Raw genomic sequence first — 14,173 nt, forward strand, 5'->3', positions numbered from 1 at the left:
ACTCCGGCTTTTCTGGTTAGTGCACCCGCTTACATATTCGGGTAGTTCGGGCCACCGCCGCCTTCCGGCGTTACCCAGGTAATGTTCTGGGCAGGATCCTTGATGTCACAGGTCTTGCAGTGAACACAGTTCTGGGCATTGATCTGGAACTTCTTGCCGCTGCCGTCGTCTTTCTCGACCACTTCGTACACACCAGCCGGGCAGTAACGTTGCGCGGGCTCGTCGTACTTGGGCAGGTTGTCCTTCAGCGGGATATCCGGATCGGTCAGCTTCAGGTGAACCGGCTGATCTTCCTCATGGTTGGTGTTGGAAATAAACACCGAGGACAGGCGATCGAAGGTCAGCTTGTTATCCGGCTTCGGATAGCTGATCTTCTTGCACTCAGACGCCGGTTTAAGGGTGGCGTAGTCCGGAGTGGTGTCGCGGAAGGTGATCGGCAGGCTGCCACGCAGAATGTTCTGCTCGAAGAAGGCAATGGCGCCACCCACGACGTTGCCGAACTTGTGCATGGCCGGGCCGAAGTTACGCTCGGCGTACAGCTCTTTGTACAACCAGCTGTCTTCAAAGCGCTTCTGGAAGCTGGTGATTTCTTCGCCAGACTTGCCTTCTTTCAGCGCCTCAAACACCGCCTCGGCGCCCAGCAGGCCAGATTTCATGGCGGTGTGGGAGCCCTTGATCTTGGAGCTGTTCAATGTGCCGGCGTCACAACCCAGCAACAGGCCGCCCGGGAAGCTCATCTTGGGCAGAGCGTTGTAGCCGCCCTTGGAAATGGCGCGGGCGCCGTAAGCAACGCGCTTGCCGCCTTCCAGATACTTCTTGATTTCCGGATGGTGCTTGAGGCGCTGGAATTCCTCGAACGGGCTCAGGTGCGGGTTGCTGTAGGACAGATCGGTGATCAGGCCGACATAAACCTGGCCGTTCTCCAGGTGATACAGGAAGGACCCACCGGTGGAGCCGGACTCATTCAGCGGCCAGCCAGTGGTATGAACCACCAGGCCAGGCTCGTGTTTGGCCGGGTCAATGTCCCACAGTTCCTTGATGCCGATGCCGTAGTGCTGCGGGTCTTTACCTTCGTCCAGCTTGAAATCGTTGATCAGGCGCTTGCCAAGGTGACCACGACAGCCTTCGGTAAACAGGGTGTACTTGGCGCGCAGTTCCATGCCCGGCATGTAGCCGTCTTTCTCGGAGCCGTCGCGGGCAACGCCCATGTCACCGGTGATGATGCCTTTAACCTGGCCATCTTCAATGATGGTCTCAGACGCGGCAAACCCCGGGTAAACCTCAACGCCCAGCTGCTCAGCCTGTTCCGCAAGCCATCGGCACAGGTTACCAAGGCTGATGATGTAGTTGCCGTGGTTGTGCATGTTCCTGGGCACAAAGGCGTTGGGAATCTTGGTCGCTTTTTCCTGGTTCTTCAGCAGGAAAATGTCATCCCGGGTAACCGGCGTGTTCAGTGGCGCGCCTTTTTCTTTCCAGTCCGGAAACAGTTCGTTCAGAGCTGTGGGCTCAAATACGGTACCGGCGAGGATGTGCGCGCCGATCTCGGAACCTTTTTCGACCACACAAACAGTCAGTTCTTCGCCAGCTTCCTGCGCCAGTTGCATTACGCGGCAGGCTGCAGACAGGCCAGCAGGGCCGCCGCCGACGATCAGAACATCAAATTCCATCGATTCGCGTTCCACGTTGGTCTCCTCAAACAGCTTTTTAGTGGGTGTTGTTTGCCCGCAGGCCTAACTCAATTCATTCAGGAGCGACATCATACCGGTAAAAATGCCTATAGACGACAGCCCCGAGCCCTGAATACGGGCCCTTTGTCCCGAAAGGATAACGCATTTCAGGAATCAAACAAACGTTTGTTTGAAATTTGCGTTTACCTTTGGCATTGTACGTATACACCGAAATGTCGTGTGTTTTGAGTCGATTTTTAGTATCGTCTCATTGCTAAGCCGGGTCAACCCGGTCTATTGGCTGTGAAGGCAGTCCTGATGCGTCGAATGGGGCTATTGACCCTGTAGACAGTAGCCTGCAGTATTACTGCGCACTATCCAGCAGGCTCTCCGTTTAGGATTGCGAGTCATTAAACCCATCGTAGAAGAACGAGGAATCTATGAAGGTTCTGGTCGCTGTAAAACGAGTTATCGACTACAACGTGAAGGTTCGCGTCAAGCCGGACAACACCGGTGTTGACCTCGCCAACGTCAAGATGGCAATGAACCCGTTCTGCGAAATCGCGGTTGAAGAAGCGGTTCGCTTGAAAGAGAAGGGCGTTGCCAGTGAAATCGTTGTTGTTTCCATTGGACCAAAAGCTGCTCAGGAGCAAATTCGTACTGCTCTGGCTCTGGGTGCTGACCGTGGTATCCACATCGAGACTGACGAAGAAGTTCAGTCCCTCGAAGCGGCCAAGCTGCTGAAGGCTGTCGTTGAGAAAGAAGAGCCGAAGCTGGTTATTCTTGGCAAGCAGTCCATCGATTCCGACAACAACCAGACTGGCCAGATGCTGGCCGCTCTGACTGGCATGGGCCAGGGCACTTTCGCTTCTGAAGTGGTTGTTGATGGCGAAAAGGTCAACGTAACCCGCGAAGTTGATGGCGGTCTGATGACTGTTGCTCTGAACCTGCCTGCGGTTGTTACCACTGACCTGCGTCTTAACGAGCCGCGCTATGCTTCTTTGCCGAACATCATGAAGGCCAAGAAGAAGCCGCTGGACGCCGTGAGCCCCGCCGATCTGGGCGTTGAAATCGCCCCGCGCCTGTCCACCCTGAAAGTTGAAGCCCCGGCTGCACGCCAGGCTGGTATCAAGGTGGCTGACGTAGCTGAGCTGGTGGACAAACTGAAGAACGAAGCGAAGGTGATCTAAATGAGCATCCTGGTAATTGCTGAACACGACAACAGCAGCCTCAAGCAGGCTACCCTGAATGTTGTAGCGGCTGCCAAGGCCATCGGTGGTGACATCGACGTGCTGGTTGCCGGTGAGAACGTAGGCGCCGTCGCTGAAGCCGCTGCCAAGGCAGAAGGCGTGAACAAGGTACTGGTTGCCGACAACGCCGCCTATGGCCATTTTCTGGCCGAAAATCTGGGCGAGTTGGTTGCCGAAGTAGGTAAAGGCTACAGCCACATCCTGGCTGCTGCTGGTACTACCGGTAAAGACTTCATGCCGCGCGTTGCTGCGCTGCTGGACGTTGCTCAGGTGTCTGACATCGTGCGCGTTGAATCCGAGGACACCTTTGTTCGTCCGATCTACGCGGGTAACGCCATCGCCACCGTTAAGGCAAGCGACGCCATCAAGGTTGTCACCGTACGCCCGACCGGTTTCGATCCGGTAGCCGCCGAAGGTGGTTCCGCTTCCGTTGAGCAACTGGACGTTGTTAAAGACGCAGGCCTGTCTTCCTTCGTTGGCGAAGAGAAAGCCCAGTCTGACCGTCCGGACCTGGCTTCTGCCGGTATCGTTATCTCCGGTGGCCGCGGCATGCAGAACGGCGACAACTTCAAGATGCTGGAGCAGGTTGCTGATCTGATGGGCGCTGCTGTTGGTGCATCCCGCGCCGCGGTTGACGCAGGTTTCGTGCCCAACGACATGCAGGTTGGCCAGACCGGCAAGATCGTCGCTCCGCAGCTTTACGTCGCGGTAGGTATCTCCGGTGCCATCCAGCACCTGGCCGGTATGTCTGATTCCAAGGTGATCGTTGCGATCAACAAGGATGAAGAAGCACCGATCTTCCAGGTAGCCGATTACGGCCTGGTTGCGGATCTGTTTGAAGCTGTACCGCAGTTGGAAGAAGAGCTGAAGAAAGTCCTGTAACTTTCTGATAGTTCGATCAAAAAAGGCGCCTCAAGGCGCCTTTTTTGGTTTTGAAGCAATGCGTTTTTCCGCTTTGCTGATAATCAGCGTGTCTGCCAGGATGTGCAGGGCGCGATTGGTGGTTCTCACCGCCTGATAAACCTGCTCACTTTTCTGGTGATGAGTTTGCCGGGCTTTGCGGGTGCTGTCTTTGAACTCCTCATCCTTGGAGAACATGTCGATCAGACCGAAGGTGGTGTTGGCTATCGCCTTATGAACCTTCTCAACCGCAGAAGCGCCGCCGGAGACGGTATCTTCGAGAAGTCGGGCCCGGTTACGAACTTCCGCCAGGTCCATCCTGCTCTTCTGGATGGCGCTGCGGGCCGCAATTCGATGGGCATTGAGAATCAGTATCCGGTTTCTGGATTGGCCAGACAGGCGAAAACCCGAAAACAGCAGGGCAGCGGAGCCGATGAGGCAGATAATGATCAGAACCTGAGAGACCATGTCAGCACTCCTCAGCGATACTCAATGTGCATTTCAACGTCAATATCCCGTTCATACAGCTCGCTTTCCAGTTCTTTCATGACTTCCTGATAGACCATTTTCCGGGTCATAACCGGCAGTTTGTCTGCCAGCGCCCGGCCGGTTCGCGATTCGCGCTTAGCCAGGGCAATCGGATCCAGCACCCTCAACGTAAGCACCAGTTCCGGTTCGCGATGGATATCACTGATATCCTCGTTTTCGAGCATGTTGTTGATCATTTTGCGCTGTTCAAGCAGTTGCCAAAGCAGCAGACCGCTGACGGCCAGCAATATCAGGCTTGTGATGGTCAGAAAGATGATCAAGGGATGCCTCCACACTTGTGTCATTATGCGCCACAGTGTGCAACAAGCTGTATGACAAACGATTGGCCGGCCGGACGCCTGTCATGGTGTATCCGGGAAAGTCGTGCCGGTTTTAAACCTGTTACCATCAATTCAATGAAACTCGAAAGGAATCCAATATGGTCTGGATAAAGGCGTTTGTTGCGGGCTTTCTGGCAACACTGATTTTCCATCAGGGGCTATTTGCCGTGTTTTACCTGGCAGGTGCCGTACCCTCCGCGCCATTTAACCTTACTCCCGTACCGCCATTGGGGGTACCATCGGTGATCTCCCTGGCATTCTTCGGCGGGTTATGGGGTATCGCGATATGGGCCATCGCTGGCCGCCTGAAAGGTGCGTTGTACTGGCTCGGCCATGTGATACTGGGTGCCGTCGGCCCAACCGCCGTAGCCATGTTGGTTGTCTTTCCGATGAAGGGTTTGGCAGTATCAGCCCAGACTTGGGTAGGTGGCCTGATTCTTAACGGCTTCTGGGGGCTGGGAGTGGCCATATTTATGGTGCTGATGGCAGCAAAAGCGTCTCGCCAACCCTGACCGATCAGAGATATTCGTACACGCAAACCAAAAAGGACATGTAATGACGAATTCCAAGCAGGCAGACTATGATCTGGTGGTATTTGGTGCCACCAGCTTTGTGGGGCAGATTCTGACCCGATACCTGGTAGAAAACTATGGCGCGTCTGGCAAGGTGAAGTGGGCTATCGCTGGCCGTTCAGAGGGCAAGCTGAATGCTCTCAAAGCCGAACTGGGTGCGCAGGCTGCGGACTTGCCAGTTCTGGTGGCTGACGCGGCCGACGATTCGGCACTGGCGGGCATGTGCCGACAGACCCGCGTGGTGATCTCCACCGTTGGCCCATACGCCCTTTATGGTGAACCGCTGATCAAGGCCTGCGTGGACACTGGTACCGATTATTGCGACCTGACCGGTGAGGTGCAGTGGATTCGCCGGATGGTCGAGGGCTATGAAGCCCAGGCCAGGAAAACCGGTGCACGAATTGTCCATTGCTGCGGTTTCGACTCAATACCATCTGATATGGGCGTCTGGTTCCTGCAGCAGCAGGCTGAGAAAGCCTTCGGCAAGACCTGCCAGGATGTGCGCATGCGGGTTAAGGTCGCCAAGGGTGGTTTGTCCGGCGGCACCGTAGCATCCATGATCAACGTGGCCAAAGAAGCGGGCGCGGATCCGAAACTGCGCAAGGAACTGGCCAATCCCTTCTCGATCTGCCCAGAGGGCCACCGATCCAAGGTGCGCCAGCCCAGTCTGAAAACCGCAGAGTACGACAAAGACTTTGACGTGTGGCTGGCGCCGTTTGTGATGGGCGCCATCAACACCCGCGTGGTTCACCGGTCCAATGCACTCCAGAATGCCCGTTACGGTCAGGAATTCACCTACGACGAAGCCATGATGACCGGCAAGGGCGCCAAAGGCCGCCTGACTGCTTACGGTATCACCGCCGCACTTGGCGCGTTCTTTACCGCTTCCGCCATCAAGCCAACCCGTTGGGTGGTTGAGAAGCTGGTACCCAAGCCCGGTGAGGGCCCAAGCCCGGAAGAGCAGGAAAGCGGCTTCTATGACCTGCGTTTTGTAGGCCGCACTACAGACGGCAAGACCATCATCACCAAAGTCACCGGAGACCGTGACCCCGGCTACGGCTCCACGGCCAAAATGTTGGGTGAGGCTGGCTTATGCCTGGCGTTTGACCTGCCTGATTCTGACCAGGGTGGCTTCTGGACGCCTGCGTCCATGCTGGATGGCAAACTGCTGGAACGACTGACCAGCAAAGCTGGCCTGACTTTCGACGTACTGGAAACCCGCTGAAGCTCAGTGCAGGTGCAGGGTATGACCGGAGGAGGGCAGCAGCGCCTCCGGCCCATGCCCCAGGCAGATAACAGTCCGATCTTCCAGCCAGCGGTTGATCTGGGGGGCGATGCGCTCCCTGGTGTCTGTATCCACCCCGGTAAAAGGTTCATCCAGAATCACCAGGGGCGCTGTGCTCAATAGCACCCTTGCCAGCACCAGCCGGCGTGCCTCCCCACCAGACAGCCGGTTACCGGCACTACCCAACCAGGTTGATAAACCTTCGGCTTCACGGGCAAATCTGTCGGCCAACTCTACCAGCTCCAGAACACGCCACAGATCGCCATCGCTAGAATTGGGGTTGCCCAGTAACAGGTTCGCTTTCACCGTATCTTCGAACACCACCGTCGCCTGTGTGAGATAGGCGCAGGGCAGGGAGGCGAGCTTCCCTTGCCGGGGCGGAATCACGCCGGCGAAGGTGTCCGCCAGGGTGGATTTGCCGGAGCCCGAGGCGCCAACAATACCGAGGCGTTTCCCCACTTCAACGGTCAGGCTGAAATGGGTCAGGACGGGCCCAAACCCGGGATAACCAATCGAGAGGTCACGGGCTTCCAATGCATTCGCCGATGCTTCCGAAAGCGGTGCAGCAGAGGCTGCGGAATTCGCAATGCCGGGAGCTGGCTGAACCTCCTGATTCAGGCGCCGGGCTGCAGAGAGGGTAGCGCCCAGTTTGGCGAAGGCATCAGGCAACATGGCATAGACTTCCAGTAAGCCCATCAGAGCGATCGGCAGCAAGACCAGTAAAGGACCGGATAATGCCCCCTGGTTAAACAGCTCAATGCCAACCCACAGCGTTACCACAACCGCGAGATTCACGATCAGCTGTGTCGCCGCGTGATGCCAGCCGGCCTGGCTATCCACCCGCGCCTGGGTTCTGGACATCGAAAGCGCTTGTTTCATCAAACGCCCGGAGTGTTTACCGGTGCGACCGGCCGCCGTGAGCTCTGCAAAGCCTTCCAGATGTTCAATGACATCACCACGGAGTTGTTCCTGCTGGTCACTGAGCTTACCTGATAGGCTCTGGGTTCCTGCGAATACTCGCCAGCTCGAGATCAAGATGGCCGATGTCAGCAGAATCAGGAGTATCAGCGCAAAGGATCCTGAGAACACTAACCAGCCGGCAAGCACCAGCAACACGCTAACCACCCCGGCCAGGGCCGTGGGCGCAATTACCCGAAGATACAGGGTGTCCAGGGCATCCACATCTGCCGTTAGCCTGGATAACCACTGGGCCCCAGATTTCTGGCCCCGGTCACGGTGGCCGGCTTCGGCCATCCGGTTAAACAGGGCAACACGAATATCGGTTAGCAACTGCAGTACCGTGTTGTGGTTGTATACCCGTTCAAGATAGCGGGAGACCGTGCGGGACACCGCGAAAAATCTTATGCCGCCGCCCGGAACGTAGAGGTTGATGTAGGCTTGTGTGCCAGCGGCCAGCAGCAGGCCCACCAGTGCGGTCTCGGTCAGAAACCAGCCCGACAAGGCTAATAACCCGATACCGGAGAGCAGGGTAGCCAGTAACAACAGGGCACCAATCACCAGGCGGCCGCGCCGCTGGAGAACCAGGTTCAGCCAGGGCTTGAGCTCACGCATGGCGAACCTCGCCGTCATTGACAATCAGCACCTGGTCCGCGAGGGCCAGCAGGGCCTGGTGATGGGTCGAGAAAACCAGCGTTTTGCCAGCTGCTGCCAGTTTATGGAGTGCTTCCAGCACCAGAATCTCGCTGGTGGCATCCAGCCCTGCTGTGGGCTCATCCAGCAGGATCAGGTCGTAATCCGCCAGGAATATACGCGCCAGGCTCAGCCTGCGAGCCTGTCCGCCGGACAATCCCTGGCCATCTTCACGGATAACGCTGTTAATACCCTGGTCCCGGCTTTCAAGTATGCTACCGAGGCCCACCAGGCGCAGCGCGTTCTCAATGGCAATGTCGGATGCCTCAGGACTGGTCAAACGGAGGTTGTCTGCCCATGAGCCTTGCACCCAGAACCCGCGCTGGCCAAGCCAGCCAAACGGCGAGCGACCGGCTGCCTGGCCGAGCACACTGATGGCTCCGCTATCTGGCTGGATAAAACCCGCCATTAAGTGCAGCAATGACGATTTGCCGCCGCCGGAGGGCCCGGTCAGCGCAACCGCTTTGCCACGCTCTATGGTCAGGTCAAGATTAGCGAATACCGGCTTGCCGCCCTGGTAGCTGAGGGTGACGTTGTCCAGGTTAAGGCCATCGTCCTGCGATGACGCGGGTGTCTCAGGGGCAGATTGCCCACAGACAGGGGTTTCAAGGCGGGCCAGAATTTCAGCGCTGGCACCAAGCGCTGCCGCGCGGTCATGGTAGTGCTGTGACAGTGTGCGCAGCGGTTGAAAAAACTCCGGCGCCAACAACAGAATCAATAAACCGGAAAAGAGTGTGAGGTCCGCGCTGGGGCCGTAAGTGATGTAGCCCAACAAACCAAAGCCAATGTAGATGGCGATAACCGCGATGGCGACGGAGGCGAAAAACTCCAGCACTGCCGAGGACAGAAATGCCACTTTGAGGGTCTTCATGGTGATCTTTCGGTATTGGTCGGACCGTTGGTTCAGGGTTCGGGATGCCTCTTCCGTCTGGCCAAATAACTGTAGGGTGGTGAGGCCGCGGACTTTGTCCAGAAACTGACCAGACAGCCGGCTGATGGTCTCGAAATGCTGCTGATTGACCTTTTCAGCACCCATTCCCACCAGTGCCATGAAGATCGGGATCAGGGGGGCAGAAAGCAGGAGAAAGATGCCCGCAAGCCAGTCCAGCCAGAACACCAGAACCAGGATAGCCAGTGGCACAATGGCTGACAGCGACACTTGCGGCAGGAAGCGGGCGAAGTAACCGTGTAAGGCCTCCACATGGTCCAGCCATTCCCGCGCCAGAGTACCGGCTGAGCTGTCAGCGAGCGCGACAGGGCCGGTATCACGCCAGTGGCGGTGAATTTGCCGCCGGGCATCCCTGCGTACCTGTTCGCTGCAACGGGCCGCGAACTGAGTTTGAAGGCCCTGGCCAAAAGCGCGAACCACCAGTGTAACCATCAGAGCTACAAACCAGGGTATGAGGGTGGAAGCCGTCTGTCCTTCTATAATGATTCGATGCACCAGCCAGGCCAGCAGAGCCATCTGAACGATGGTTGCCAGCCCAACCAGCACGCCGGCCACTACCGTGGCGCGAATCCACCGCTGGTTTTTCCGGGCAAGGCCGGAAAGCCATTGGCGAATCTCAGCCTGGGCCGGTTCGGCCACTCAGTGGTACCCCTCACCGGCGCGCACCTTGCCCCGGAATACCCAGTAAGTCCAGGCGGTATAGGTCAGCACGATAGGGATGACGAACAGCAGGCCCAGCAGCAGGAACAGCTGGGATTCATAGGCGGAAGCGGCATCCCACAAGGTGTATTCCGGCGGAACTACATAGGGCCAGCGGCTGACAATCAGGCCCAGGTAGGTGGTGATGAACAGTCCCATGGTCGCCAAAAAGGGCATACCTTCAAAGCGGTTACGAACAGAACGCCAGATCTGGAACGCACACAGCAGAGTCAGTGCCGGCAGCACCCAGATCACCGTGATGTGATCAAACCAGCGCTCACGCACCATGTCATCCACGAACGGAGTCCAAACACTGATGATGGCGAAGATAACCAGTACAGCGATCAGCAGCGGGGTGGTAATACGGTACGCCCACTCCTGCAAACGGCCTTCGGTTTTCATGATTAACCAGGTGGAACCCAGCAATGCATAACCACTGAGCAGCCCCAGGCCGGTCAGCACTGTGAATGGTGTCAACCAATCCAGCGCGCCACCTGAGTAGGCACCATTGGTGGTTTCAAAACCCTGGATATAGGCGCCAACAACCGCACCCTGGGCAAATGCAGCGGTGGTGGAGCCACCAGCAAATGCCCAGTTCCAGAGATAGCGGGAGGTCCGGGCCTTGAACCGGAACTCGAACGCTACACCCCGGAAAATCAATCCGGCGAGCATCAGAAACACGCCGATGTACAGCGCGGGAAGGATGATGGAATACACCAGTGGAAAGGCGGCCAGCAGTCCGGCGCCGCCAAGCACCAGCCAGGTTTCGTTGCCATCCCATACCGGAGCCACGGTGTTCATCATGGTATCCCGGTCGATCTCAGACGGGGCGAAGGGGAACAGGATGCCCACACCCAGATCAAAACCATCCATCAACACATACATAATGATTCCGAAGCCAATAATGAAGGCCCAGATCAAAGACAGATTGAACAGCTCCATGATCAAAGACCTCCTTTATTATCGGCCGGACGGGCATGGCTAATGGCACCTGAGCCGGACTCAATTTCGAACGGAACGTGGGCAGCAGAGAGGGGCCGCGCAGGGCGGTCAGATTCGTGCTCGCCTTCATCCGAGTCTTCCAGGCCCACATAAAGCACCCTCAACAGATAGTAGACGCCGGCGCTGAAAACAAGGCCATAAACTACGATATAGCCAATCAGGGTGAACAGAGCCATGCCACCGGTCAGCGATGGTGTAAGCGCCTCGGCCTGGTTCATCATGCCATACACCAACCAGGGAGAGCGGCCAATCTCGGTTACAAACCATCCTGCTATCACCGCAATAAACGGGGTGATGCTCATGAACCGTAAGCCCTGAAGGAACCAGCGATTCTGGTAGTAAGCGCCATTGCGCCTGAGCACCAGACCGGCCAGGGCGAAGGCAATCATCAGCAGACCAAGACCGACCATCACTCTGAAAGACCAGAACACGATGGCTACTGGCGGTTGTTCTTCAACGGCAACCTCGTTCAGACCGGGCACCTCACCGTCCCACTCGTGAGTCAGAATGAAGCTGGCCAGGTTGGGGATACCTATCTCGAATCGATTGGTCTGGTTAGCCTGGTCGGGAATGGCAAAAAGCAGCAACGGCACGTTACGGGAGGTTTCCCAATTACCCTCCATTGCTGCAACTTTCACCGGTTGATGTTCCATGGTATTCAGACCATGAAGATCACCAATGACTGCCTGGGCCGGTGTCAGGAACAGCAGCATCCACAAGCACATCGACAGGGCCTTGCGATTGGCTTCTACCTCACGCCCACGAAGCAGATACCAGGCGCTGACGCCAGCAACTACAAATCCCCCCGTCAGAAATGATGCCATGACCATATGGGCAAACCTGTAGGGAAAGGAGGGGTTGAATATGGCCTGCGACCAGGAGGTGACATGGAACACGCCGTCTCTTAGCTCCACACCTGCGGGTGTGTGCATCCAACTGTTGGCAGACAGTATCCAGAATGAGGAAATAAAGGTGCCAATCGCCACCATAATGGCGGCAAACAGGTGAACGCCCGGCGGTACCTTGTGACGACCAAAAAGCAGAACACCCAGAAATGCAGCCTCCAGGAAAAACGCCGTGATCACTTCGTAGCTGAGCATGGGGCCGAGAAAGTTAGCTGAGGCCTGAGAGAAGTTGCTCCAGTTGGTGCCGAACTGAAACGACATCACAATGCCCGAAACCACACCCATCCCGAATACCACGGCAAACACCTTGGTCCAGAATGCCGACAGTTTTTCCCATAGCGGGTTGCCGGTTTTGAACGCCAGGCCTTCAAGGACAGCGATGAAAGACGCCAATCCGATGGAAAACACCGGAAAGATGGCGTGAAATGACACCACAAATGCGAACTGGATTCGCGATAGGATGAGAGGATCGAGTTCCATGAAATACCTCCGGTAACTCAAACATAGTCAAAAAACGGGCCAGCGCGCCCGTTCAGCCGCTGCCTTGGCTCATCTTGTCTATTGTTATTACCGGCAGTTCATTACCATGCTACTTAAATTGCAGCAATAATGGGTAGGGCAGTTTGTCGCACCCCTTGATCAAAAACAATTATGGTGAGCCACATGAGCTTTTACGAGGATAGAGTGCTACCCCACATTATCGACAAGGCGTGCTCCATGGGGCAGGTCATGAAACTGCGTGGCGAGATGGTACCGAGGGCCCACGGCAGGGTGCTGGAGGTGGGCATGGGCTCTGGCATCAACCTTGAATTTTATGACCAGAGCCAGGTTGAAATGGTCTACGGACTGGAACCCTCGGAAGGGATGAGACGCAAAGCATTACAAAATCTTAACCGCTCGCCCGTTGCGGTGGAGTGGCTGGACCTGCCGGGCGAAAAGATTCCACTGGAGGATAACTCCGTGGATACGGTTTTACTGACCTTCACACTTTGCACCATCCCCGATTGGTATTCTGCGTTGTTGCAGATGAAACGAGTACTCAAGCCAGGCGGCGACCTCTTGTTCCTGGAGCACGGGGAGGCACCTCATGAGTCCATCCGAAAATGGCAGCACCGCATTACCCCGGGCTGGAAAATGCTCGCAGGTGGTTGCCACCTGAACCGACAGATCGCAGACCTTATTCGCCACGCAGGCTTTGAGATTCAGGAACTGGAAAACCTGTACATGCCAAAAGCGCCGAAAATTGCCGGGTTCATCTACAAAGGCCGCGCCACCAAGCCTGTATAGACAGGCTTGGACAGAAAATAACCGGTGTCACCCGCAAGAGTGGGAACGGAATTGCGTTACGCCAGCGGGCCTTATACAATCCCGCCCTTCAAGCATTTCCTTCCGATGCCCGGATGGTGAAATTGGTAGACACAAGAGACTTAAAATCTCTCGACCGCAAGGTCGTGCCGGTTCGATTCCGGCTCCGGGCACCACTTCACATCTTTCCTTTGCCTTAATCCAGGTACAAAAAAACCGCTCCTTGAATCAAGAAGCGGCTTTGTCTGCGCCAATGTGCTTTAAAATCAGGCAGCCTGGCGTATCTTGCGGCGAGCGCCCAGTCCCAGCAGGCCCAGGCCAAGCAAGGCCAGGGTAGAGGGCTCTGGTACCGACACCGGGCGAGAGGTGATCAAACCTTTCAGCGTTGCAGTGTTGGATTTCTTTTCCTTGGTCCAGAACTCATCGGCCAGTGCGCCGTCGTAGAAGAAACCGGCGATGTCGACAAAATAGTTAACGCCACCGATCAGGAAGCTGTCAGAAGCACCGACGTTCAAAGCGAAGGTAACCCGGTCTGCACAGCCGTAAAAGTTAACTCCGGAGTAGTTTGCACCGCCATTCGCACAGGTTCTGGCTTCATTCGGGGTTTCCCAGTGCAGGAATTCAAATACCGACAGAACCGTTTCTTCAACGCCATCAATCTCAAGGGTGGACTGCACGGTCAGCTGCGCTGAGGTGAGAGCTGGGTCATAGATCGGGTAGTTGAAGTGCGTAAAGGTGCCCAGGTTGAAGGCTGCGTCTTCAGTGACCAAAGCGGGTGTGGCTGCACTGTCAAAACGGTAACCACTCTGGCCGCCGGAGGTTGCAGGAACACCCCAACGGATTTCGTTGGTGTTCTGGCCGGTTACGTCCGGAAAGACGGGTGTGGTCGCAGTCCATAGCCCGGTCACGCTGGTGAGGTTGATGACGGCAGCACTTGCCGTTCCTACCGAGAGCATGGCGGCGGTTGCACCTGCAACCAGTAATTGTTTAATCATGTAAAGGCACTCCCTGTGAGCAAGTCGTTGTTATGTCGCAATCGGAACGGCGTTTCCGAGGCATACTCAGGTGGAACAGCAATTGGAGTGCCGAAAGTTCAAATTCCCTGCATTAACAATAAGAA

13 protein-coding genes and 1 tRNA gene are annotated in these 14,173 nt (G+C 56.4%); 6 read left to right on the forward strand and 8 right to left on the reverse strand.

Annotation, left to right across the window (positions count from 1 at the left end; translation table 11 throughout):
• Positions 1 to 29: 29 nt before the first annotated feature.
• Positions 30 to 1,682, reverse strand: a complete 1,653-nt coding sequence (locus tag ABIE59_RS01450) for an electron transfer flavoprotein-ubiquinone oxidoreductase (protein WP_354443555.1) — start codon at positions 1,680 to 1,682, stop codon at positions 30 to 32.
• Positions 1,683 to 2,107: 425 nt separating this feature from the next.
• Here ABIE59_RS01450 and ABIE59_RS01455 point away from each other — a divergent pair, with 425 nt between their 5' ends.
• Both ABIE59_RS01455 and ABIE59_RS01460 read left to right on the forward strand, forming a co-directional pair.
• On the forward strand, positions 2,108 to 2,857 hold the full coding sequence (locus tag ABIE59_RS01455; protein WP_061332887.1) for an electron transfer flavoprotein subunit beta/FixA family protein: 750 nt from the start codon (positions 2,108 to 2,110) through the stop codon (positions 2,855 to 2,857).
• Positions 2,858 to 3,799 carry an electron transfer flavoprotein subunit alpha/FixB family protein gene (locus ABIE59_RS01460; RefSeq protein WP_354443557.1) on the forward strand — a complete coding sequence of 314 codons (942 nt, stop codon included), beginning with the start codon at positions 2,858 to 2,860 and terminating at the stop codon, positions 3,797 to 3,799.
• Between the two features lie 30 nt (positions 3,800 to 3,829).
• Here the strand turns inward: ABIE59_RS01460 and ABIE59_RS01465 are convergent, their stop codons facing one another.
• Positions 3,830 to 4,285, reverse strand: a complete 456-nt coding sequence (locus ABIE59_RS01465) for a hypothetical protein (RefSeq protein ID WP_354443559.1) — start codon at positions 4,283 to 4,285, stop codon at positions 3,830 to 3,832.
• Positions 4,286 to 4,296: 11 nt separating this feature from the next.
• Positions 4,297 to 4,626, reverse strand: a complete 330-nt coding sequence (locus tag ABIE59_RS01470) for a hypothetical protein (protein WP_354443561.1) — start codon at positions 4,624 to 4,626, stop codon at positions 4,297 to 4,299.
• Between the two features lie 158 nt (positions 4,627 to 4,784).
• Between ABIE59_RS01470 and ABIE59_RS01475 the strand changes: the two genes are divergently transcribed.
• Together ABIE59_RS01475 and ABIE59_RS01480 are read left to right on the forward strand one after the other, a co-directional pair.
• Entirely contained in the window at positions 4,785 to 5,198 is a 414-nt protein-coding gene (locus ABIE59_RS01475) for a hypothetical protein (protein WP_354443563.1), read from the forward strand.
• 43 nt (positions 5,199 to 5,241) lie between these two features.
• The gene (locus ABIE59_RS01480) at positions 5,242 to 6,483 is read left to right on the forward strand and encodes a saccharopine dehydrogenase family protein (protein ID WP_354443565.1); all 1,242 of its coding nucleotides are present in this window, start codon (positions 5,242 to 5,244) and stop codon (positions 6,481 to 6,483) included.
• Between the two features lie 3 nt (positions 6,484 to 6,486).
• Here ABIE59_RS01480 and cydC read toward each other — a convergent pair whose 3' ends face one another.
• From cydC to ABIE59_RS01500, 4 genes are read right to left on the reverse strand one after another with little or no spacing between them, the layout of a single operon-like run.
• Positions 6,487 to 8,133, reverse strand: coding sequence for a thiol reductant ABC exporter subunit CydC (cydC, locus tag ABIE59_RS01485; protein ID WP_354443567.1), 1,647 nt, complete (start codon positions 8,131 to 8,133; stop codon positions 6,487 to 6,489).
• Positions 8,108 to 9,781 carry a thiol reductant ABC exporter subunit CydD gene (cydD, locus tag ABIE59_RS01490; protein ID WP_354443569.1) on the reverse strand — a complete coding sequence of 558 codons (1,674 nt, stop codon included), beginning with the start codon at positions 9,779 to 9,781 and terminating at the stop codon, positions 8,108 to 8,110. The genes cydC and cydD overlap by 26 nt, the downstream gene beginning before the upstream one ends.
• Positions 9,782 to 10,783: a cytochrome d ubiquinol oxidase subunit II gene (gene cydB / locus ABIE59_RS01495; protein ID WP_354443571.1), complete on the reverse strand. Its 1,002-nt coding sequence runs from the start codon at positions 10,781 to 10,783 to the stop codon at positions 9,782 to 9,784. It lies immediately after the preceding gene.
• Between the two features lie 2 nt (positions 10,784 to 10,785).
• Positions 10,786 to 12,228 (reverse strand): cytochrome ubiquinol oxidase subunit I, encoded by a 1,443-nt coding sequence (locus ABIE59_RS01500; protein ID WP_354443573.1) that lies wholly within the window; start codon positions 12,226 to 12,228, stop codon positions 10,786 to 10,788.
• A 183-nt stretch (positions 12,229 to 12,411) separates the two neighbouring features.
• Between ABIE59_RS01500 and ABIE59_RS01505 the strand changes: the two genes are divergently transcribed.
• Entirely contained in the window at positions 12,412 to 13,035 is a 624-nt protein-coding gene (locus ABIE59_RS01505) for a class I SAM-dependent methyltransferase (protein ID WP_354443575.1), read from the forward strand.
• 107 nt (positions 13,036 to 13,142) lie between these two features.
• Positions 13,143 to 13,229, forward strand: a tRNA-Leu gene (locus ABIE59_RS01510).
• A 90-nt stretch (positions 13,230 to 13,319) separates the two neighbouring features.
• Here the strand turns inward: ABIE59_RS01510 and ABIE59_RS01515 are convergent.
• A complete protein-coding gene (locus ABIE59_RS01515; protein WP_354443577.1) occupies positions 13,320 to 14,048 on the reverse strand; it encodes a THxN family PEP-CTERM protein in 729 nt (242 codons plus the stop codon).
• Positions 14,049 to 14,173 lie beyond the last annotated feature (125 nt).

It is taken from the genome of Marinobacter sp. MBR-99 (assembly GCF_040547575.1).
Classification (GTDB): Bacteria; Pseudomonadota; Gammaproteobacteria; order Pseudomonadales; family Oleiphilaceae; genus Marinobacter.